A 21,194-nucleotide genomic window follows, 5' to 3' on the forward strand; every position below is an offset into this window, starting at 1 on the left:
GAACGCCATGAGAAATTTTATCCTGAGGCGACTGCTGCAAACCCTGCCGATGCTGCTGTTTGCCTCGTTGATCATCTTTATGTTATTCGCCAAAACCCCCGGCGATTTTATTGATGGCAATATCACCCTTACCGCGGCCCGTGCGGCAGAACTGAAAGCCATTTACGGCCTCGATCAGCCGTTGCTGACCCGTTATCTGAACTGGCTTGGCCAGTTGTTGCGCGGCGATTTAGGCTTCTCGTTGCAATACCAAATCCCCGTTAGCCATCTGCTTAATCAGTACATCTGGAACTCATTCCTGCTGGCGAGCGTGGCGCTGGTGTTTTACTGGGGCATTGGCCTGGCGGTAGGGATTGCATCGGCCATGCGGCCAAATTCCCTGTTTGACCATATGGTGAGCGTGATGGTGTTTGCCGCCATGTCGTTTCCGACCTTTTTCCTTTGCCTGCTGCTGATCAAGTGGTTTGCTGTTGACCTTCACTGGCTACCGGTGGGTGGCATGACCAATACCGGCAGTGACGATAGCGGTTGGGCGTGGATGGTGCAGGTGGCGGCGCATCTGGTGCTGCCGGTACTGGCGCTGGTGATGTTGCAAGCGGGAAGCCTGACGCGCTACTTCCGGGCCAGCATGCTGGATGTGGTGAAGATGGATTTTATCCGCACGGCGCGTGCCAAAGGCTTGCGGGAGCGTACGGTGATCCTGAAACACGCCTTGCGCAACGCGCTATTGCCGATTATCACCCTGCTGGGTTTTGAGCTGCCGGGGCTGTTTTCTGGCGCGATCATCACCGAAAAAGTGTTTAACTGGCCGGGCGCGGGGCATATTCACATTGATTCGCTGGCGGCCCGCGATTACCCGGTATTAATGGGTTTTACCCTTTTTCTGGCCGTGTTAACCATTCTCGGCAACCTGATTGCTGATGTGCTCTACGCGTGGGCCGACCCGCGAATTCGGGTGAGGTCGTGATGCTCAGTTCTCTGTTTTCTACCAACCGTCGTTTGCGTCACACCGGGATCCCTGCGCTGGCGCAGGTCACGCCATCGCCGTGGCGTCAGGCATGGAAAGCCTTGCGGGCCAACCGGCTGGCGATGCTGTGTCTGATCGTGTTGATTGTCATGGCGGTATGGTGTGTGCTGGGGCCTGTGTGGTCGCCGTGGAAAGACGATGCCACCGACGCACTGATGATCAATAAACCTCCGGGTGCGGAGCACTGGCTGGGCACCGATTTTCTCGGACGGGATGTGTATACGCGTCTGCTGCTGGCCGGGCGTATTTCGCTGATTATTGGCCTGCTGACAATGTTGTTATCCGTCGCCCTTGGCTACCTGCTGGGGGCGGTGTCCGGTTATGCGGGGGGCTGGACCGATAAATTGATTATGCGGCTCGCGGATTTGGTGATGACTATCCCCAGTTTGCCATTGTTGATTGTGGCGGGTGCGATGTTGTCGGAGCTGGATTTCTCACCGGACTCACGTATTTACATGGTGGTTATCATGCTCAGTCTGCTGGAGTGGCCGAAACTGGCGCGGCTGGTTCGCGGGCAAATCCTGTCACTGCGCGAGCGTGATTTTATGCTGGCCACCCAGGTGTTGGGCCTCTCCTCTCGCCGCCGCCTGTTTGGTCACCTGTTGCCGAATACCGTGCCGATCCTGGTGGTGATGGCCACGATGGCGGTTGCTAATGCCATTCTGAGCGAGTCCGCGCTTAGCTATCTCGGACTTGGCGTGGTGCCGCCAACACCCTCGTGGGGCAATATGATGGATGCCGCCAACAGCCTCATCGACTTCCAGCGCCGCCCGTGGTTGTGGATGCCGCCTGGCATCGCCATTTTCATCACCGTCGTTGCCATTAACGTACTGGGCGATGGCCTGCGCGATGCGCTGGATCCAAAGATGACACGGAGCCGTAAATGAGCGAACCGTTAATCTCTTTTAACCAACTCTCCCTCTCTTTTGCTGGCGAGCACGGGCGCGTACGGGCGGTGCAGGATGTTTCTTTCGCCATTCATGCCGGGCAGACCATTGGGGTCGTTGGGGAGTCGGGCTGTGGCAAAAGTGTGACTGCCATGGCGCTGATGGGGCTGCTGCCCGCGCAAGCGGCACGCATCGACGGTGGGCAAATCCTTTATCAGGGCGTCGATCTGCTGCGTTTAAAACCCTCGCAGATGGCGGATCTGCGCGGCAACCAGCTGGCGATGATTTTTCAGGAGCCAATGAGCGCACTCAACCCGGTGCTGACCATTGGCGAACAACTTTGCGAGCCGCTGATTCGCCACCGGGGCGAGTCGCCCAAAGCTGCCTGGGCGCACGCGACTCAACTGATCAGCAATGTTGGGCTGGCGCGCGCCGACAACCTGATGAGCAGCTACCCGCACCAGCTGTCTGGCGGCATGTTGCAGCGCATCATGATCGCCATGGCGCTCAGTTGCCAGCCGAAACTGTTAATTGCCGATGAGCCAACCACGGCACTGGACGTGACCGTACAGGCGCAAATCTTACGCTTGCTGCGCGACCAGGCGCGGGCGCAGAAGATGGCGTTAATGCTGATCACTCACGATCTGGGGGTGATAGCCCAGATGACCGGGCATGTGGTGGTGATGTATGCCGGGCGCATTGTGGAACAGGGGCCAACTGCCGATGTGCTGCGTCATCCTCTGCATCCCTACACCAGAGGGTTGATTGCCTCACGACCGGTACCGGGTGAACGGCGACGCCGGCTTTACTCGATTCCAGGCCAGGTGCCGGACCTGGCGGAACTGCCGCCCTATTGTGCATTCTATGACCGCTGTGAACGGGCGACTGCGCAGTGCCGTGCCGGCATCCCGCCGCTTATCGGTCAGGCGCGTCAGGCTGCCTGCATTTACAGTGAATTAGCGGAGAAGGCCACATGAGCCACGAGTATGTGATTGAAGTGGAAGGGCTGAAGAAGCACTTCCCGCTGCGTGACGGGGTGTTCGGTCAGCAAACCGGGCAACTCCGGGCCGTTGATGGCGTGAGTTTTAAGATCCGCCAGGGAACGATTTTTGGACTGGTGGGCGAGTCCGGCAGCGGTAAAACCACCGTCGGTCGCACTTTGCTTGGGCTCTATGACAAAACGGCAGGCAGTGTGAAGTATCGCGGGCAGGCGTTACACGATTTAACCGCAAAGCAGTTGCGCGCGCTGCGACCGAAAATCCAGCTGGTGTTTCAGGATCCGTACAGTTCCCTGAACCCGCGCATCCGCGTGGGGGATGCGATTGGGGAGGCGATGCTGGAGCATAAGCTGTGCACTCGGGCAGAGCTGTACGATAAAGTGCTTGAGGTCATGCGCATTTGCGGCCTGTCGGCACAGCATTATCATCGTTTTCCGCATGAGTTTTCAGGCGGCCAGCGTCAGCGTATTGGCATTGCCCGTGCGCTGATCCTGAACCCCGACTTTATTATTGCCGACGAGCCGATTTCAGCGCTGGATGTCTCCATTCAGGCACAGATCATCAACTTGTTTGCCGACCTGCGTGATGACCATGGCGTAACGTTTTTGTTTATCTCGCACGATCTTGGCGTGGTGGAGCACCTGTGTGATGACGTGGCGGTGATGTATCTCGGGCAACTGGTCGAAACCGCCAGTCGCGATGCCTTGTTCAGCCAGCCGCTGCACCCTTACACACAAGCGTTACTGGCGGCGGTACCGACGCTTGATCCGGAAAGTGAACCTGTCGCTGTCGTGCAGGGGGAGATCCCCGATCCCTCACATCCTCCGTCCGGTTGCCGTTTTTCATCCCGCTGCCCGCGGGCGACCGCGCAGTGCTGCGTTGCCATCCCTGCGCTTCGTGAAGTCGCTCCTGGTCATCATGTGGCGTGTCATTTAGTGTAAATAACGCATCGGGCGCTGAGAATATTCATCTTGCAGACATTCAGGAATGCAGCAGCAAGAATATCCGCTGTGAAAAATATATCGCCAAATAGTTTTACAACAGCAGCGCTAATTAATCATGACATCTCTGAATAAGCGGTACGGTAATTTATCCGTACCACCGCTTCGCTCCGAATAAGAATTAATGCTTATTTTATTTCTCCTCTCTGGTCTGGCCTATGCTTATCAATTCTGTCTGAACGTTAAGAGGAACAGGATATATGAGAGCACTTACTTATCATGGCGCGCATAAAGTCAGCGTTGATAACCGCCCCGATCCGGTTATTGAATCTTCAGACGATATTATTCTCCGGGTAACCGCAACGGCAATTTGCGGTTCCGATCTGCATCTTTATCACGGGAAAATACCTGGCACCCACCATGGCGATATTTTTGGCCATGAGTTTATGGGGGAAGTGGTGGAAACCGGGCCGGGTGTGCATGCGGTCAGTAAAGGCGACCGGGTGGTGATCCCTTTTGTGATTGCCTGCGGTGAGTGTTTCTTTTGTAAACTTCACCAATATTCTGCCTGCGAGCAAACCAATACCGGCAAAGGCGCGGCGTTAAACCGCAAAGGCATTACCCCGCCTGCTGCACTGTTTGGCTACAGCGATCTGTACGGCGGTATTCCCGGCGGTCAGGCGGAATATGTACGGGTGCCGAAAGCCAACACCGGGCCGTTTAAAGTCCCGGATACGCTGGCAGACGAGAAGGTGCTGTTTCTCTCCGATATTCTGCCGACTGCGTGGCAGGCGGTTAAAAACGCCGAGGTTAAACCCGGCTCCAGCGTGGCGATTTATGGCGCGGGTCCGGTTGGCTTGCTGACTGCGGCCTGTGCGCGGCTGGAAGGGGCGGAGCAAATTTTTATGATTGATGACAGCGATTACCGGCTGGCATTTGCCCGCGATCGCTATGGTGTGACACCGATTAACTTTGATAAAAATGACGACCCAGCCGCATGGATAATCGAAAACACAGCGGGTCATCGTGGCGTGGATGCCGTGATTGATGCCGTGGGGTTTGAAGCCAAAGGCAGCACCACCGAAACGGTGCTCAGTACACTGAAAATCGAAGGGAGCAGCGGGAAAGTGCTCCGTCAGGCGATTGCGGCAACACGCCGGGGCGGGATTGTCAGCGTGCCTGGCGTTTACGCAGGGTTTATACATGCTTTCATGTTTGGCGATGCGTTTGATAAGGGGCTGACCTTCAAAATGGGCCAGACGCATGTACATGCCTATCTGCCAGACTTGTTACCGCTGATCGAGTCCGGCCATTTGAAACCTGAGGAGATCGTCACGCACCATCTGCCGCTGGAAGAGGCCGCTCGCGGGTACGACATTTTTGATAAACATACTGAAGAGTGCCGCAAAGTGATCCTCGTTCCGGGCATGCATGCGGAAAAAGCGACGATTTAACACGCAGCCCGGCGAACCGGGCTGGCAGGTTTTAGATAAAGGTAAAGATCTCGTCACGCGGCAGGCGGGACTTGGGCAGCGCAGCGTTGAAATCATTCTCGCTGCGCACGCCGAGCGACACCAGAACGACACTGGTCAGCCCTTTTTCACGCAGACCCAGCGCATGATCCAGCGCACGCGCATCAAAACCTTCCATCGGCGTCGCGTCAATATTCAGCATTGCCGCGCCCAGCAGCAGGCCGCCTAATGCCAGGTAAACCTGTTTCTCCATCCACTGGGGGATGTCGCGCAGTTCAAAGCGGTGCATATCCACGTAGGAACGACGGCCCTTATCCTGGCCCGCTTTTGCGCCTTCCGCCACAAAGCGGCCATCTTTTTGCTCCTGCTCAAGTACCTTTTGCAGATGTGCATCGTCAAGATCGCTGCGCATACACAGGGCTATAACGTGGGACGCATTCAGGACTTTAGGTTCGTTATAGACAAACGCGCCGCCTGTCGCTTTTGCCATGGCTTCACGCCCTTCCGGGGTGGAGGCCACCACAAAGTGCCACGGCTGGGAGTTCACCGAAGAGGGGCTATTGCGCAGCACGTTAAGCAGGGTGTCGATTTTCTCCTGCGGCAGCGTCTGGCCAGCTTCGAAAGCTTTTACCGTATGGCGGGTTAGCACAGCATCATCAAGGGTCATCGTGTTTCTCCTGGCATAAATAACAATCAGATAACGGGGATTGTTGGAGAATAAACGCAAAAGATAACGAGATAAATCGCTGAAAAGCGTCAGCACTTTCACTCGACGAGTGAAAATGAAGTTTGCCAGCGCGCTTTTTTCTGGCACAACAGAGACGTTACGCATCTGTATATCATCGTGGAGAGAGCATGATCCGGCTGGAAGATGTCACGCTGTTTGTCCGCTCGGCGGCACTGGGAAGTTTTTCGAATGCGGCGCGGGAAGCCGGGTTGCTGCCAGGACAGGTGAGCGCTGCTGTACAGCGACTGGAACGGGATCTGGATAAACGCCTGTTCGTCCGTTCCACGCGCAGTCTGCGGCTCACGGCGGAAGGTGAAAAATACCTGCCCTACGCTCAGGAGATGCTGGAAGTGGTGCATGCCGGTGCCGAAAGCCTGCACAGCGGCGATAACGAGATCAAAGGTGAACTGCGTGTCGCCATGCCGTCGGACCTTGGCCGCAATGTGCTGTTGCCGCTGATCACCCGCTTTTGCCAGCAACACCCGCTCGTCTCGTTACGGCTGTCGCTTTCCGATCAAATCAGCGATGTTTTTCGTGATCCGGTTGATATTGCCATTCGTTACGGCGTGCTGGACAACAGCAGCTATGTGGCGCTGCCGTTGGCGGAGGATAACCGGCGTGTTCTGGCGGCATCGCCAGAGTACCTGGCGCGTAACGGCCGCCCCAAAACGCTGGATGAAGTGGTTAACCACCCTTGTTTGTTATTCACCATGAACAGTCAGGTGTACGACAAATGGAGCTTTCCGGAAAACGGTATGCGCCACCAACTGATGGTTAAAAGCCGCTTGTTGTGTGATGACGCGGATGTGGCCCGACGCTGGGCGATAGACGGGATGGGGATCGTCTATAAGTCATGGATTGATATCAGCGAGGATGTGCTGGCTGGCAGGCTGGAAGTACTGTTACCGCAACATCCTGGCGAAGCGGCACCGTTAAACCTGATATGCCCGCATCGCAAACAGTTCTCGCCAGCGATTCGCCACCTGCACAGTGCATTACGCGAGCATGTAAAGCCGATAACTGCGCTTTTGCATAGCCACCTGGCTTTTGGTGGTGCTGAGAAGAAGGACGTCAGCCAACCCTGACACGCTGCTGTTGCCATGGCAGTGGCGGTGTTTCCAGATTGCACTCGGGCGGGTTGTCTTAAATTGGGACTCGCCTGTCGTTTTCTCTTCTGTAGTGTATATTGAGTATTTGCTGAAGTTTATTCTTAATAATTTTATTCTTCCTGTCGTTTCTTATTCCCCCCCGTTTTTATTCTTTTCTTATTACTCAGTGAAACAAAAGGATAGGTTGTTTTCTGTATGTCAGTATGTTCAAGTATAATAGTGTTTAAGGTTTTGCGTATAATGGATTAATAATTAAGAAAAAATATTGTGTGATAACGATCTCAGTCAGCGCGAAGGCCAAATACTATATCTGTTAATTAACTGCTTTTGTTATTAATCGTTTATAGATAACGGGTGCTATATATGAAGGCCATTGCACTAACTGAAAAGTATGCTTTAGAAATGATTGATTACCATCCGATGGATGAATTTCCCGACGATGGCGTAGAAATAGATATTGTTCTGTCTGGAATTTGTGGCACGGATTTAGCTGTTTTATCCGGGCGCGAAGAGGGGCTGCCTGGGATTATTCGCGGGCATGAGGCTGTGGGCGTCGTATTATATGTGGGTAAACAGGTGTCGGATTTACGGCCAGGTATGCGAGTCGTTATCGATCCGAATGAATATTGCGGCAGCTGTATGCCTTGTCGCGCATCGCAAACGCATTTATGTACCGGCGGGAAAAACCATAGTCTGAATATCGCGGGGGTGAATAAACATGGCGTGTTTGCTGAACGATTCATTACGCGCGCGCAGTTTGTTTACCCTCTACCGGAAGGGATGTGCTGGGAAACGGGCGTCGCCATTGAACCGGTTGCCTGCATTTTAAATAATATTGAACAGGCTGCGATTAAAACCGGAGAAGAGGTATTAATTATCGGCGCGGGCCCCATGAGCCTGGTGGCGCAACTGTTATTACGCAGGATGGGCGTGCATGTTATCGCAACTGAGTTGAACCCTAACCGTGCGCAATTCGGCCAGTCGCTGGGGCTGGATATTGTGTCTCCTGAAGAACTGGCAATGGAGAGGCAATGTCACGCCGGGTTTGATGTGATTATTGATACCGTGGGTAACCAACTGGGCACTGCCACGCAGTATATTCGTAAGGGCGGCAGGATCCTGCTGTTTGGTTTTAATAGCCAGTACATTTACCCACTACCGGTAAAACACTTTCTTGTGAATAGCATCCGCCTGATTGGCGCAGGCGAATATAACCAGCATTTCCCCCGTGCTTTGCAAATAGCCGACACGATCCCGGACCTTGGCAAGCTGGTAACCCACTATTACGCGCTGGAGGATTATTCTCAGGCATTCTCGCGTCTGCTCAACGATCCCGCAGCCGATATTGTGAAAGGTGTTTTTATGCCGAATCCGAAATATCTCTGAACCTTATCATTCTCTGAAAAACAGGAGAGGTTTCATGATTATTACTGTTTTTAGCCAAATATCTATCGACGGAAAAATGACCCTTGGGCAGGGTGGTTCAAGTAAGGGATTATTTGAGCGTTTCAACGATGATGATATGCAGTTTATCCATCATTTTCGTGGCAAAGTGGACGCCATAATGGTGGGTCGAAATACCATTGCGACAGATAATCCTCAGTTAACCAATCGCTATGAAGGGTCCAGCCCGGTGCGGATTATTCCCACGGCTTCGCTGGATATTCCTCTATCTGCCAAAATTTTATCATCCCCGGAAGAAACCATTATTGTCACGACTGAGCAGGCCCGAGGGCATGAAAGGGTGCAACAGATCAAAGACCATGGCAAAGAAGTGCTCTTTTCTGGCATCGATCAGGTGGATTTTAATTTGCTGTTTAATCAGCTGGAACAGCGAGGGATTCATCACATCATGGTGGAGGGCGGCGGCAATTTAAACTGGCAAATGTTTAATCTCGATCTGGTCGATGAAATCATTTTAATGCAGCTGCCCATTATCATTGGCGGCGTAGCGACCACCACGCTTGCCGATGGCGAAGGTTATAACGATATGGCCATGATCAAGTCCTTTAATCTGCATGCTTTTGAAGCCCGACCAAATTACAACCTGCTGCATTTTAAACGTATTACCGTAGGGCAGCCCGAAGCGTTCTATGCCTGAGTCCGGTCCGCCGATGCGAAAGATTCAGGAAAGAGGTGCAGCGTGTTACGTCATGGATAACAGGAATAGGCACATGGAAAAATTTACCCCGGCAGAGTTAACCTGGCTCAACACCGCTGAACAATGCGTTATCAGCGACAATGAGATTATCATTCAGACCTCGCCAGATACCGACTACTGGCGAGGCACCTATTACGGCCTTGAATATGATAACGCTCCGGCTGCGGTGATTTGCCGGGAAGCCCCGTTCTGGACGCTCAAAGCGAAGGTTTCCTTTACGGCGAAGGCGTGGTTCGATCAGTGCGGGTTGTTTATTTACCAGGATGCAGATCACTGGATGAAAAGCGGCATTGAATACCAGAGCAAAGGTTGCCAGCAGCTTTTCTCGGTGGTGACGAATGCCGGCTTCTCCGACTGGTCGATGGCGGATCTGGCGCAGCAGGTACCAACCATGTATTACCGCCTCAGCCGCAGAGGGAGCGACTTTTTGCTGGAAAACTCGGCCGATGGTGAGCAGTTCAATATGATGCGCATGTTTCATCTCTTTCATGCTCAGGGCAGTGTCCAGTTTGGTTTCTTCGCCAGCAGCCCGGGTGATTCCTCATTTGCCGCCCGCTTTTCTGACATTGCATTGCTGGACTGCCAGTGGCCCGCGCACACCGCCGACAGATTTTAACTGAGCATGGGAGAAACATCGCTAACAATGACAAAAGGCATGACGTCATGCATTATCAGCATCGCTGATTTAATGCAGTTACTTGATCCGCAACGTTTATCTGTAAGGTTGGCATATTTAAAATGAAAAAATATTTTTTACTTATCCTTTTGTTTTTTATTGGAAATTACGCTTTTGCCGCAGCGGATAACATGACCCTTAATCAGGACGTTGCACAATGCATAAAAAAATATGCCGATAATGATGATGAATGTCTCGGTGGTCTTAGTGACACGTCAGAAAGCGATTTGACTGCAATTTATCATCTTAAATTAAAAGAAATTTCTGAATTTGATTACACCCGCTGGTGGCGAGGTACGCCGGAGCAAAAAGCGCGCATGCTGACAACGTTTAAACAAAACCAGCAGGACTGGATCCAGTACAGAAATAATTATTGCGAATTGGCTTCCACACAAGCGCAAGGCACGCATGCTTTTACCGAAAATATGCTCAGTTGTGTCCTTAATATGAACACGATAAGGGCACAACAGATCAGGATGATCACCCCCTGAGCTATTTTATTGAGCCTGTGATCATTCATACATAAGAGAATCGCGTACGGGTGCCCTGATTTGAATGCCTGTTTCGAAAGGTCTGGAGCGGGCAGTATGACTCATGATGTACCTGAGTCAGGGCAGCAGTCTGCCTGCGCCACGGATGCCAGGTAGAGGGGGGTCTTCGGGTTATCGCCGGCTGCTTCCAGAGGGGTAAATGCGCACTGAACGGTGAACATCACGTAATGCGCGACATATTGGTGGGGTTATCATGTTACTCCACGGCTGATTAATTCATTGTCGATGTTAAATATTCCACTAACGTTATTTCATAATTAAGTTTTGCTTTTCTTCTTATTGCGGTAATTATTGTGATCGTAATGAAAGTTTATGCATTATGTATCCGTTAAAATGCTTCGAAATTAACTTGTTATTAATAAAGGACGAAGTATATGAAAAATATATTATTGGTTTGCGCCGCTGGTATGTCGACCAGCATGCTGGTGAAAAAAATGTGTGAACATGCCGAAAGTATTAATATTCCGGTCACGATTAACGCAATGGCGATCTCTGAAGCCAAAGAAACCTTAAAGCGGGATGGCGTGGATATGGTATTGCTCGGGCCGCAGGTACGTTATCAGAAGCGTGAAATCGAAGAGGTGGTGCAGGGACGGGTACCTGTGGCGGTGATCGACATGGCGCTGTACGGGCAAATGAATGGAAAAGCGGTGTTAGAGCACGCGCTGGCGTTACTGGCTGAATAAATCATTTTAAAAAATTATTCATATTTATATATGTGAAAAATACTCTCGCACAGAATGTTTGCGCATGCCTGTTAACAAGCGGCATGAAAAGCACAAGGAATTAATATGAGTTTTATGGAATCATTCGAGCGTGGCATGGAAAAAGTCCTTGTCCCGATTGCCATCAAATTAAATTCTCAGATCCATGTATCCGCCATTCGGGATGCTTTTATATTGTCGTTCCCGATTGTAATGGCCAGTTCGCTGATTATTTTAATTAATTTCGCCATCTTGTCCCCGGATGGGTTTATCGCCAGTATTTTGCATTTGGATGCGTTGTTCCCTAATCTCGCGGCTGCGCAACAAATCTTCACGCCGGTGATGAACGGATCGGTGAATATTATGGCGATATTGATCGCCTTCCTCGTGGCGCGAAACATTGCCATCAGCTATCAACAAGATGATTTGCTTTGTGGCTTAACAGCGTTAGGGGCTTTTTTTGTCGTCTATACCCCTTATTCCGTTATCGACGGTCAGGCCTATCTCACCACTAAATACCTGGGGCCGCAGGGGCTTTTTGTCGCGATAATAGTGGCGCTGCTGTCCAGCGAAGTGTTCTGCCGTCTGGCGCGTAACCCCCGGGTCACGATAACCATGCCCGCAGCAGTCCCGCCGGCAGTTTCCCGTTCATTCAAGGTATTACTGCCGATTTTCTTTGTCATGATCCTGTTTTCCGTGATCAACTTTCTGCTGGCAAAGCTCTCGCCGGAAGGGCTTAACGACCTGGTGTATACCCTCATTCAGGCACCGCTCAAAGATATGGGCACCAACATTGTGGCGGTACTGGTGCTGGGGTTGGTGGCAAATTTCCTGTGGGTGCTGGGGATCCACGGGCCGAACACCGTGGCGGCGATCCGCGAGGCGATTTTCACGGAAGCGAACCTGGAAAACTTGTCTTATACCGCTTCGCACGGCACGACCTGGGGGGCGCCGTATCCGATCACCTGGGGCGGCATTAATGATGCGTTCGCCAACTACGGCGGCTCCGGTATGACGCTGGGCTTACTGCTGGCGATTTTTATTGCTTCGCGGCGTAAAGATTACCGGGAAATGGCAAAAATGGCCTTTGTACCTGGTCTGTTCAATATTAACGAACCTGTTATTTTTGGTCTGCCAATTGTACTGAACCCCATTCTGGTGGTGCCGTTTGTGCTGACGCCGTTCGTAAACTCCTTAATCGGTTACTTCTTTATCAGCATGGAGATCATTCCGCCTATCGCCTATGCCGTTCCCTGGACAACGCCCGGGCCGTTAATCGCTTTTCTTGGCACCGGCGGTAACTGGATCGCGCTGTTTGTTGGCCTGCTGTGCCTGGCGGTGTCGACCCTGATCTATCTGCCGTTCGTTATTGCCGCCAATAAGGTCAATCTCTCTGCGGCAACCCGATAATATACCCGCCAGCAATCCCCCTGCCTTTGCCATACCTCTTCCTGGCAATGGCAGGGTAACGGTGAAGACCGCATTCTAATCATCCCTCACACCAAAGTGTGCTGCAGCGAGCAAGGCCAATAGCGTACTGACACTTCCTGTCAGGGAAATAGTTTATCTTCCCTTTAGCGAAATAAAGGGATGGTCAGGATCTGCGTCGGGCAGAAATTTCATTTTAGTTTTTCCGCTCGCTGCCGTTAACCCCTAAGCACAATCAATATATTACCTATAAAACAGGGCCATGGCGCGGTGGTCAGGCCATATTCGTTTAATGTCTTCCGAGACTTTTTATTCCGGAACCGGGGGAAAATGAAGGCAAGTCACGATAGAAAACATGACCCGCTGATTGAGCGGCTCTGTGAAATTTTCGGTGCGCTGTATCAGGGGCGGACTATCGATAAAGCGTGGCTATGCGATAAGTTCGGCATCACGGAGCGCACGGCTTACCGGGATCTGGCGCGACTGGGGCATATTCTCGATCAGGTTGCACCAGGACGTTATAAACTGAGCACCCATCTTCTTCCTTCTTTGCACAATGGCCATCTGGCCGAGTTCGCTGATTTTACTGGCGTGGCGAATCTGTTCCCGCGTCATGACGGTCAGTCTCTTCGCAACAGCATGAAAAACAGCAGCAATATTTCATTTCAGGCTCCCAGCAGCCGGGAAAATCTTTTGCTTGAGGATCTCCTTAATCAGTTGAATCTGGCTATCAGTGCACGTTGCGAAGTGGAATATCATTACCGTGATAAGGCCCGGCGGGCGCAGCCCTACCGGCTAATAAATCAGGCTGGCTTGTGGTATCTCGCCGCGGTAGAAAAAGGACGCCTGAAAGCATTTGAACTGGCGCGCATTGAGGGGCTTGTTCGTACCGCGATGCGCTTTACACCGCAAGAGGATGTGCTGGCCGAACTCGACAGTGGGGTGGGGATTCGCTTTGGTTCACGTGTCGAAACGCGGCTGCGCGTTTCCGCCCACGCGGCGGAATATGTTACCCGGCGGGCCCTGTTTCCCGCACAGCGGATCCTCGAACAGCACGACGATGGCAGTGTCACCCTTTCAACAGCGATCAGCGATCCGCACACGCTGTTCCGCTGGCTGCGCTACTGGCTGCCGGATATCGGCATCCTCTCGCCGCAGTCACTTCGCGAACAGTTTGAACAGGATCTGCTCTCGCGTTATACCCACGGAATGAGGGTGATGGCGCAGCGATAACACCGCGCCGGAGAGTGGTAATTTCGGGGGGTGGCATTATCGGCCTCTTACGGCTTGCCGGAATATTGCGCATCGGTGACATGCTCCAGCCAGGTGACCGGGCTGCCATTCAGCGATTCGGCAATGGCAATATGCGTCATTGCGGTCGTGGCGGTTGCGCCATGCCAGTGTTTCACCGCTTCGGGGATCCAGACGATATCCCCCTGGTTCATCTCCTGAATGGCTTCTCCTTCGCACTGGATCCAGCCTTTCCCGTGCGTGATGATCAGCGTCTGGCCCAGCGGATGGGTATGCCATGCAGTGCGCGCGCCGGGCTCAAAGGTAACTGTTGCTCCACTAACGCGGGCGGGTTCATCAGCTTTAAACGGGGCATCAAGACGCACACGCCCCGTGAAATACTCTTGCGGGCCTTGCGCTGACGGCGTTGAGCCATTACGGATAATTTTCATCTTCTTCTCCTGTGTCCGGTCATACCGGTAAAGCGTAGCTGGCGGATCATCTGCCTGGCGGGAAATCGGATCTGGCCGTCATCAGGAATGGCGTTCACTTACTGCAGGACAGTAAGCTCAACCACTTAATCTGTTTGTGGAAGCTGCACCGGAGGTAAACTCGCAGGCGGGTAGAGGTGCTGGTTAAACGTGCCCTGTGTGATGGCGTGGTACCGGCAATTGACGCGATGGTGGATCTCTATAATGCCCTTAGTCTGCGTTACGCTATTCTGGCTGGCGCGAGAATATTGCTGCGTATGTTGGTGCGCCGCGCCAGATATACCAAAGGCTGCATTATGTGAGGCGAGCGATGAACTGGCGGCGGGGTTACAACGTATGATGCCGGGCTGCAAGATACAAAAATCGCTACTCGGGTTTGATCTCTGAAAAGGAGAGAAGGATGCATTTCACAGGGTTGAGCGCTTTTCCACTGACGCCGCTGGTCGATGAAAAACTGGATGAAGCTGCCTACGTGCGGTTAATCGAACGGCTTCGCACTGCCGGGGTGGATTCCATCGGTGCGCTTGGATCGACGGGTTGTTATCCCTATTTCAGCCGTAATGAACGTGCCAGCGCGTTGCGACTGGCAACCGAATACTCTGGCGCAGTACCGGTGATTGCCGGCATCGGCGCGTTGCGTACCCGCGACGTGTTATGGCTGGCGGAAGACGCACAGAAAGCGGGTGTTAGCGCGGTGCTGCTGGCGCCGGTTTCTTATCACGCGCTAACGGAAGACGAGGTATTCGATCTGTATGCGGCGGTGACTCGCGAGCTTTCCGTACCGTTGTGCGTGTACGACAACCCCGGCGCCACGCACTTCACCTTTAGCGATGGCTTGCTGGCGCGCATTGCACAATTACCCAATATTGGCTCCATCAAAATCCCGCCAGTGTCGGCGCTGGAACGCATTGCCAGCCTGCGCCCGCAGATCCCGGAAACGGTCACGCTGGGCATCAGCGGAGATGCGATTGCGGTAGACGGACTTAATGCCGGTTGCGGCATCTGGTATTCGGTCATGGGCGGACTGTTCCCTGAAGCGGCACTGGCGATAGCCCGCACTGCGCTTGCCGGGGATACGGCGCAAGCGCGCGAGCGCTCTGCTGCGCTGGCTCCGCTGTGGGATCTGTTCCGGCGTTACGGCGGTAGCCTGCGGGTGATCGCCACTGCGGCGGAATTGCTCGGTGCAGTCGCTGCGCCGTGCCTGCCCGCGCCGCTGCGCACGCTGACGGGCGACGCCCGACGGCAGGTGGCGGAAGTGATTGAGACGCTGCGGCTGGCGAAGTGAGGGTTGCCGTCGTGGAGGCCCGTTAGCCGGAATTAAAAGGCCGGATAAGCTTTAGCGCTGTCCGGTCTAAAGTCGGCAATGAGGGAAATCAACATTCATCACTATTACGCTTTTCATCTCACCATATTGGCTCATGATGATTCGGTAACGTTATTAAAGGAATGGTGAGGGATCTCAATGAAGCTTAAGACATTACTCATTATTTCGGTGAGTGTGCTCCTTTATCTCTCTACGCTCAGACACAACTGACGCAAGGAAATGAAGTGAAAAAATGTTATTCCGTCGGACAGTATGCGGATGTCTCGCCTGCTGAATGTATTGAGCAGGCGGCGAGAGAGAGTAACAAAACGCTCAAGCAGGCGGTTGATGACAAAATGCGTAAGATAAACACCTACGAACCTTACGCTGAGCCTTACTCGATGGAGCAGGGCGGTGAAAGTATCAAGAATGTTTATGGGAAAGCATTCCGTGAATCACAGCAGCTGTGGGAGCAGTCCCGTGATCGCCTCTGTACAGCCATAGCCACTCCCTCGGGCAATGCAACGGACAGTTATAACGCGGGTTATATGCAGTGCATAATCAACATGGACCGTCGGCGTCTGGAAGAACTCAATATGCTGCCTCCTTTTGCGAATCACTGAACTTAAGTGCGCCTTCTTATTACTTAAATATATAAAACGACTGAGGTTAGAGGCTATGTCCCCAGCCGTTTTGCGACAAAACGTGAGATCGCAGGCCCGGTGATCAGCACCAGAATAAAGCGCCCGGTCTGCATGGCCATCACAAACGAAATATCCACATGGCTTGATGAGGCAATAATGGCCACTGTATCCGCTCCACCGGGGCTGGTGGCCAGGTAAGCGGTCAGCGGATCGATACCCGCGAAGCGCACCAGTAAAAAGGCGAAACCGCAACACACGGCAACCAGCGTCAGTACCGACAGCAACACACGCGGTAATGCCCGTGCAGCATAACCGACAATCTCGCGCGTAAAGCGCAGGCCAATGCTCCAGCCAATAATGGCGTAAGAAATCGCCAGTAGCCACGGCGGTAATTCCAGCCGCAGCAGGCCGGTATCTTCCACTATTGTTCCCAGAACCAGCGTTATCAGCATTGGCCCCGACGGCATTTTCACTTTGCGGGCAATCAGGTAGCCTGCGGCGATAATCAGTAACGTCCCGGCAAAGGCCAACCCGCGCAGCGGGCCAAACAGGGTAAAGGCCGCGACGGCGTGATCCGGGTTATCTGTGCCCATCCACATCCGCGTGACCAGCACGGCGACCAGTGCAACGATCATCACCCGCAAATACTGCATAAAAGCGACCAGGCGAACATCCGCACCAAAACTTTCGGCCATAATGGTCATCGCTGCTGCTGCACCTGGCGACGAGCCCCAGATGGCAGTAGAGCCGGGGAAGACCTGTAACCTGGCCATGATCCAGCCGAGGATGGCGCTGGCGAAAATCACCGCCACAATGCAGCTAATAAAAATCGGCCAGTCGGCCGCGATACGGCCAAATACAGACGGCGGGATCGCATGGGCGATCATCGCCCCGACGACCGCCTGCGCTGCGCCAAAGCTTTTTTTACTGATAGTGACCGGATGGTGAGTCATGGCGAGAACAATACCGGAAATCATCGGGCCTAATAGCAGTGCGGCGGGCAGGTGTATCAGTTCCATCAGCGCCACAAGAGGGACTGAAAGGGCAAGCAGTCGTAGCCAGTTGCGCAAAACCGGAGAAAAGATAGCCATTAACCCTTCCTTCTCAGTTCCGCCGCTGCGGTCGTATAAGCACTGTCAGGCATAACGGTTCCCGTAAAAAAGTAATTGTATGATAATAAAAGCTTATTGCTGACTGTATAAGGTATTCGCCCCCGCTGCAATCTATCGTCGAAAGTAAGGAAATCATGGTGGCGAGGCAAGCTGAAACTAGCCGATAATATAATTGGCAGTGCAATTTATTATAATCATCGGCGAAATAAAATATTATAATTTTCATCTCTCTTATTATTATAAGGATGAGGAAATATAGAATAGTAAATATGATAATTATTTCAACTTATTTAAAATTAAACTATAGCTGACTATAATATTTATTTTTTTTGCCAAGGATTGTTCAATTTTTTATGAAGGCGATTTACATGTAATTGTAAAAGTTAATTCAGGTTGTATGCCATTTAAATTATTAAGGGGCTGCAGCCCCTTAAAGATCAATACATCATCTCAGAAATCATAAGCATTAATAATCTTCATTAACGCTGCGTCATTCTTGTACTTCGCCCGTAACGTTTTTAACTGTTTGACGGCTTTGCCGCAGGTTGCTTCCAGGCTGGCATCCAGCTCTTTCTGGCGTTGTTCGTCCAGATCAGAATCTTGCTCACCGGCAAAGTGTTCACACTCGTCGGCGAGGTCGCGAAAAGTCTGCACGTCTTTCGGCAAGGGGTCTGCGGCGTAGCTGGTGGTGTTAAAAAGCAAAGCTGTGGTGAAAATGAAAAAAGCGCGCTTCATGTGTGGTTGTCTGTCAGTTTTTAAAAACCTGTAAGGTAGACTTACAGGTTCGGTTTGTACAGACAGACTTTATGTTATGTGCGCTTATGCCACAGGCGCCGACAGTAAATACTGCTCGGCTTCGCCGGACCAGAGCCCCTGGTGGCGTTGCAGGATCTGCTGAAGCTGTGGATCGTTGAACCCGGTCAGGGCGGTCAGCGGCAACGTTTTACCGGTATAAAGCAGCTTTTTTCCGCCGCCGACGTCTGGCAACCTGAGGGTTGTTTCCGCTGCGGCATCCAGCCCCAGAATATGCGTAACCACTTTGGCTGGCTGGACTCGCTTCTCTTCAATCAGTTTCACCGCTGCGCGCATGTCATCGGTGTTGCCGCCGGACGTACCGACATAGTGCGTAAAAGCGTAATGCACGTCGTAAAAGTTAACCGCTGCGCTGAACTGCTTATTCTGCGGACCGGCAAAGAAGTTCATGCAGCCATCGGGTGCAAGCAGTGAAGACGCCATTGTCACCAGTTGCTCATTAGCAACAAAAACAAAGATATCGTCAAAGCCGTGCCCTTCGCTCATCGCCATTAATGCTTGCTGGCTGGCATCCTGCGTGTGGAGATAGTGGGTCTGCGTTTGTGCCTCTGAAGGGTAATGTTGGCGGGCATAACGCAGTTTCTCTTCGTTGATATCGGTGACTACCAGCAATGACGGGTTCACCGGACCATGCAGCGCGTAATCAATGGCCAGCAGCCCCATTGGCCCGGTGCCGCCAAGAATCAAAGTGCGCCCCTGCGGGCGGATGCCCATTTCGTGCCGGTAAGTTCCCGTCTGCAAATGGTAGTTGGCATTAAATGCGCCAATGACGCAGGAGAGCGGCTCAACCAGCGACCCTTCAAAGTAAGTCTCCCCTTCATAACTCAACAGGCAGTCCTGTTCCATCACCTCTCTTGGGATCAGCACATGGGTCGCGCCGCCGCCTACCCAGGGGAAAGAGTAACCGGGGCAATCCGGGCGATCCGGCAGTTGCAGGTTCGCCTGGATAACATAGCGCTGACCGGGCTTAAACTTGTGCTGCCACTTTTTACCGACGGCGAGGATATCGCCGCAAAATTCATGACCGATGATGATCGGGTTCGTCGCCACATCATCAGGCACCTTCTTATGATCTTCCCCCTGATTGGCTTCTTTCCAGGAAGAGAGGCACAGACTGTCTGTGACAACCGTTGCCAGAATTTCATCGTCCTGCATCGCCGGAAGTTCAAACGTTTCCAGGCGTAAATCGCGTTTTCCATAAAGCCGTAAAGCGGTGGTTTGCATGCTCAATACCTCACACGTTGACAGGTGCCCCGCCCGTACTGGCGGGGCGAGAGATCAGGACAGGAAGCCCAGTTCGTTGCCGATAATGCCCAGGCCGAAAAGGGCGAAAATCAGCCAGACCGGGTTCACTTTCTTATTCAGCAGATGCACCATCAGCAACGTCAGCCCCAACGCCAGCAAGCCGGGGCAAAGCTGATCAAGAATGTCCTGCACCGTCATGGTCACTGTGCTGCCATCGGCGGCGGGCGTTTGAGAAACCACCAGCGGCACGCTGATATGCGTCCATTTCGTTACCAGTACCCCCATCACAAACAGGCCGAGAATCGATGCGCCTTCCGTCAGTTTTTGCAGCAGGTTGCCGCCCATGTCGCTGACGATACGCACCCCTTTGCGAAAACCGTAATGCAGGCCGTACCATTTCAGCGCCAGGCGTATTGCGTTGAAAATAAAGAAGAACAACAGCGGGCCAAGAAGATTGCCCGACAGAGCCAAAGACGCGCCCAGCGCGGCAGTGATCGGTCGCAGCGTGCCCCAAACCAGCGGATCGCCAACGCCCGCCAGCGGCCCCATTAGCCCTACTTTGATGCCGTTGATAGCGCCATCGTCGATTTCTGCCCCGTTCGCGCGCGCTTCTTCCATGGCGGCTGTCACGCCAATGACCGGGCCGCAGACGGCCGGCGTGGTGTTGAAGAACACCAGATGACGCTTCAGTGCCGCGACCTGATCCTCTTTTAAGGGGTACAACCGTTTGATGGCGGGGATCATGTCGTAACAAAAGCCCAGCCCGTGTATGCGTTCAAAGTTGAACGAGGCCTGTTGTAGGTTGGAGCGAACAAACATGCTAAACAGGTCAGATTTGGTCAGTTTTTTCTCTGCCATGATGGGCTCCTTTAGTCGTCAAGCTGGTCAAGAGAGGTGGACGTGCGGGCAGCGGGAAGCGGCGTTCTGGCTTCGCGCCACTGCGGATTAAGCTGGATGTAGAGCAGTGCGATAATCACGCCCACGCCGCCGAAGGCCAGCAAACTGAAGTCGAGGTAACCGCCGGCAATAAAGCCGAGGAAGAAGAAAGGCATCAGGTATTTCACGCCCATCATGCGCAGTACCATGGCGTAACCGACCACCACGATAAAACCGCCCGCGATTTGCAGACCGTGGGTGACGAACGCCGGGATAGCGTTCAGCATATTGCTGACCATGTCGGCACTGACAAACAACGAAACGATCAATGCCGGAATCGCAACACGCAGCGCCTGAACGCCTAAAGCTGAAACGTGAAGCAGGTCAATGGTACGAAAGCGCGCTTCTTCCGCAGCTTTATCGGCGGCGTGCTGGAACACCACGGTGATAGTGCGCGCAAATACCGTCAGCACCTGGCCTGCGGCGGCCACGGGCAGCGCGATGGCGATGCCGGTAGCAATGCTTTGCTGCCCGACAATGACCAGAATGGCGGAAATAATACTGGCGAGTGCTGAATCCGGAGACTGCGCGGCACCAACGTTCATCCAGCCGAGGGCGATCAGTTCCAGCGTACCGCCGAGAATAATCCCGGTTTTGAGATCACCAAGAATGAAGCCGATAACCGTACAGGCAATCAGCGGGCGGTGGGTCTGAAATTCATCCAGCACGCTGCCAATACCTGCAATACAGGAAAAGAGAAAGATAGCTATGATTTGTAGGGTACTTATTTCCATAATGG

The 21,194-nt window shown here is 53.0% G+C and carries 23 protein-coding genes; 16 read left to right on the forward strand and 7 right to left on the reverse strand.

The window, feature by feature from the left end; genetic code table 11:
• Positions 1-7 precede the first annotated feature (7 nt).
• From RTX30_RS21675 to RTX30_RS21695, 5 genes are all read left to right on the forward strand, one after another.
• Positions 8-967: an ABC transporter permease gene (locus tag RTX30_RS21675; RefSeq protein WP_312692753.1), complete on the forward strand. Its 960-nt coding sequence runs from the start codon at positions 8-10 to the stop codon at positions 965-967.
• Positions 967-1,914, forward strand: a complete 948-nt coding sequence (gene opp4C / locus RTX30_RS21680; RefSeq protein ID WP_312692803.1) for an oligopeptide ABC transporter permease — start codon at positions 967-969, stop codon at positions 1,912-1,914. Before RTX30_RS21675 ends, opp4C begins: the two co-directional genes overlap by 1 nt.
• A complete protein-coding gene (locus RTX30_RS21685; protein WP_312692755.1) occupies positions 1,911-2,891 on the forward strand; it encodes an ABC transporter ATP-binding protein in 981 nt (326 codons plus the stop codon). The genes opp4C and RTX30_RS21685 overlap by 4 nt, the downstream gene beginning before the upstream one ends.
• Complete coding sequence (locus RTX30_RS21690; RefSeq protein ID WP_312692757.1) at positions 2,888-3,853, forward strand: oligopeptide/dipeptide ABC transporter ATP-binding protein; 966 nt, start codon at positions 2,888-2,890, stop codon at positions 3,851-3,853. The genes RTX30_RS21685 and RTX30_RS21690 overlap by 4 nt, the downstream gene beginning before the upstream one ends.
• A 260-nt stretch (positions 3,854-4,113) precedes the next feature.
• Positions 4,114-5,307 carry a zinc-dependent alcohol dehydrogenase gene (locus RTX30_RS21695; RefSeq protein WP_312692759.1) on the forward strand — a complete coding sequence of 398 codons (1,194 nt, stop codon included), beginning with the start codon at positions 4,114-4,116 and terminating at the stop codon, positions 5,305-5,307.
• 31 nt (positions 5,308-5,338) lie between these two features.
• Here the strand turns inward: RTX30_RS21695 and nfsB are convergent, their stop codons facing one another.
• Positions 5,339-5,992 carry an oxygen-insensitive NAD(P)H nitroreductase gene (gene nfsB, locus RTX30_RS21700; RefSeq protein WP_312692805.1) on the reverse strand — a complete coding sequence of 218 codons (654 nt, stop codon included), beginning with the start codon at positions 5,990-5,992 and terminating at the stop codon, positions 5,339-5,341.
• A 188-nt stretch (positions 5,993-6,180) separates the two neighbouring features.
• Here nfsB and RTX30_RS21705 point away from each other — a divergent pair, with 188 nt between their 5' ends.
• The 8 genes from RTX30_RS21705 to RTX30_RS21740 all read left to right on the forward strand — a co-directional run bounded on the left by RTX30_RS21705 (position 6,181) and on the right by RTX30_RS21740 (position 13,914).
• A complete protein-coding gene (locus RTX30_RS21705; RefSeq protein ID WP_312692761.1) occupies positions 6,181-7,137 on the forward strand; it encodes a LysR substrate-binding domain-containing protein in 957 nt (318 codons plus the stop codon).
• A gap of 387 nt (positions 7,138-7,524) precedes the next feature.
• On the forward strand, positions 7,525-8,547 hold the full coding sequence (locus RTX30_RS21710; protein WP_312692764.1) for an alcohol dehydrogenase catalytic domain-containing protein: 1,023 nt from the start codon (positions 7,525-7,527) through the stop codon (positions 8,545-8,547).
• Positions 8,548-8,581: 34 nt separating this feature from the next.
• Positions 8,582-9,262 carry a dihydrofolate reductase family protein gene (locus RTX30_RS21715; RefSeq protein WP_312692766.1) on the forward strand — a complete coding sequence of 227 codons (681 nt, stop codon included), beginning with the start codon at positions 8,582-8,584 and terminating at the stop codon, positions 9,260-9,262.
• A gap of 73 nt (positions 9,263-9,335) precedes the next feature.
• The gene (locus RTX30_RS21720; protein ID WP_312692768.1) at positions 9,336-9,938 is read left to right on the forward strand and encodes a DUF1349 domain-containing protein; all 603 of its coding nucleotides are present in this window, start codon (positions 9,336-9,338) and stop codon (positions 9,936-9,938) included.
• 122 nt (positions 9,939-10,060) lie between these two features.
• Positions 10,061-10,489 carry a lysozyme inhibitor LprI family protein gene (locus RTX30_RS21725; protein WP_312692770.1) on the forward strand — a complete coding sequence of 143 codons (429 nt, stop codon included), beginning with the start codon at positions 10,061-10,063 and terminating at the stop codon, positions 10,487-10,489.
• Between the two features lie 434 nt (positions 10,490-10,923).
• Positions 10,924-11,235 (forward strand): PTS sugar transporter subunit IIB, encoded by a 312-nt coding sequence (locus RTX30_RS21730; protein ID WP_312692772.1) that lies wholly within the window; start codon positions 10,924-10,926, stop codon positions 11,233-11,235.
• A 105-nt stretch (positions 11,236-11,340) separates the two neighbouring features.
• A complete protein-coding gene (locus RTX30_RS21735) occupies positions 11,341-12,663 on the forward strand; it encodes a PTS sugar transporter subunit IIC (RefSeq protein ID WP_312692775.1) in 1,323 nt (440 codons plus the stop codon).
• 348 nt (positions 12,664-13,011) lie between these two features.
• Positions 13,012-13,914 (forward strand): WYL domain-containing protein, encoded by a 903-nt coding sequence (locus tag RTX30_RS21740; protein ID WP_312692777.1) that lies wholly within the window; start codon positions 13,012-13,014, stop codon positions 13,912-13,914.
• A 47-nt stretch (positions 13,915-13,961) separates the two neighbouring features.
• Here RTX30_RS21740 and RTX30_RS21745 read toward each other — a convergent pair whose 3' ends face one another.
• Positions 13,962-14,363: a cupin domain-containing protein gene (locus tag RTX30_RS21745; RefSeq protein WP_312692779.1), complete on the reverse strand. Its 402-nt coding sequence runs from the start codon at positions 14,361-14,363 to the stop codon at positions 13,962-13,964.
• Positions 14,364-14,539: 176 nt separating this feature from the next.
• Here RTX30_RS21745 and RTX30_RS21750 point away from each other — a divergent pair, with 176 nt between their 5' ends.
• From RTX30_RS21750 to RTX30_RS21760, 3 genes are all read left to right on the forward strand, one after another.
• Positions 14,540-14,704 (forward strand): hypothetical protein, encoded by a 165-nt coding sequence (locus tag RTX30_RS21750; RefSeq protein WP_312692809.1) that lies wholly within the window; start codon positions 14,540-14,542, stop codon positions 14,702-14,704.
• 98 nt (positions 14,705-14,802) lie between these two features.
• Positions 14,803-15,687 (forward strand): dihydrodipicolinate synthase family protein, encoded by an 885-nt coding sequence (locus RTX30_RS21755; protein WP_312692781.1) that lies wholly within the window; start codon positions 14,803-14,805, stop codon positions 15,685-15,687.
• 263 nt (positions 15,688-15,950) lie between these two features.
• Entirely contained in the window at positions 15,951-16,328 is a 378-nt protein-coding gene (locus RTX30_RS21760) for a lysozyme inhibitor LprI family protein (protein WP_312692783.1), read from the forward strand.
• Positions 16,329-16,381: 53 nt separating this feature from the next.
• Here RTX30_RS21760 and RTX30_RS21765 read toward each other — a convergent pair whose 3' ends face one another.
• The 5 genes from RTX30_RS21765 to RTX30_RS21785 all read right to left on the reverse strand — a co-directional run bounded on the left by RTX30_RS21765 (position 16,382) and on the right by RTX30_RS21785 (position 21,189).
• The gene (locus RTX30_RS21765; RefSeq protein WP_312692785.1) at positions 16,382-17,440 is read right to left on the reverse strand and encodes an AbrB family transcriptional regulator; all 1,059 of its coding nucleotides are present in this window, start codon (positions 17,438-17,440) and stop codon (positions 16,382-16,384) included.
• Positions 17,441-17,911: 471 nt separating this feature from the next.
• Complete coding sequence (locus RTX30_RS21770; RefSeq protein ID WP_312692787.1) at positions 17,912-18,196, reverse strand: hypothetical protein; 285 nt, start codon at positions 18,194-18,196, stop codon at positions 17,912-17,914.
• 84 nt (positions 18,197-18,280) lie between these two features.
• The gene (gene sorE, locus RTX30_RS21775; protein WP_312692789.1) at positions 18,281-19,498 is read right to left on the reverse strand and encodes an L-sorbose 1-phosphate reductase; all 1,218 of its coding nucleotides are present in this window, start codon (positions 19,496-19,498) and stop codon (positions 18,281-18,283) included.
• A 54-nt stretch (positions 19,499-19,552) separates the two neighbouring features.
• The gene (locus RTX30_RS21780) at positions 19,553-20,377 is read right to left on the reverse strand and encodes a PTS system mannose/fructose/sorbose family transporter subunit IID (protein WP_312692791.1); all 825 of its coding nucleotides are present in this window, start codon (positions 20,375-20,377) and stop codon (positions 19,553-19,555) included.
• A gap of 11 nt (positions 20,378-20,388) precedes the next feature.
• A complete protein-coding gene (locus RTX30_RS21785; protein ID WP_312692793.1) occupies positions 20,389-21,189 on the reverse strand; it encodes a PTS mannose/fructose/sorbose transporter subunit IIC in 801 nt (266 codons plus the stop codon).
• Positions 21,190-21,194: the final 5 nt, after the last annotated feature.

It is taken from the genome of Kosakonia sp., assembly GCF_032052965.1.
GTDB lineage: Bacteria > Pseudomonadota > Gammaproteobacteria > Enterobacterales > Enterobacteriaceae > Kosakonia.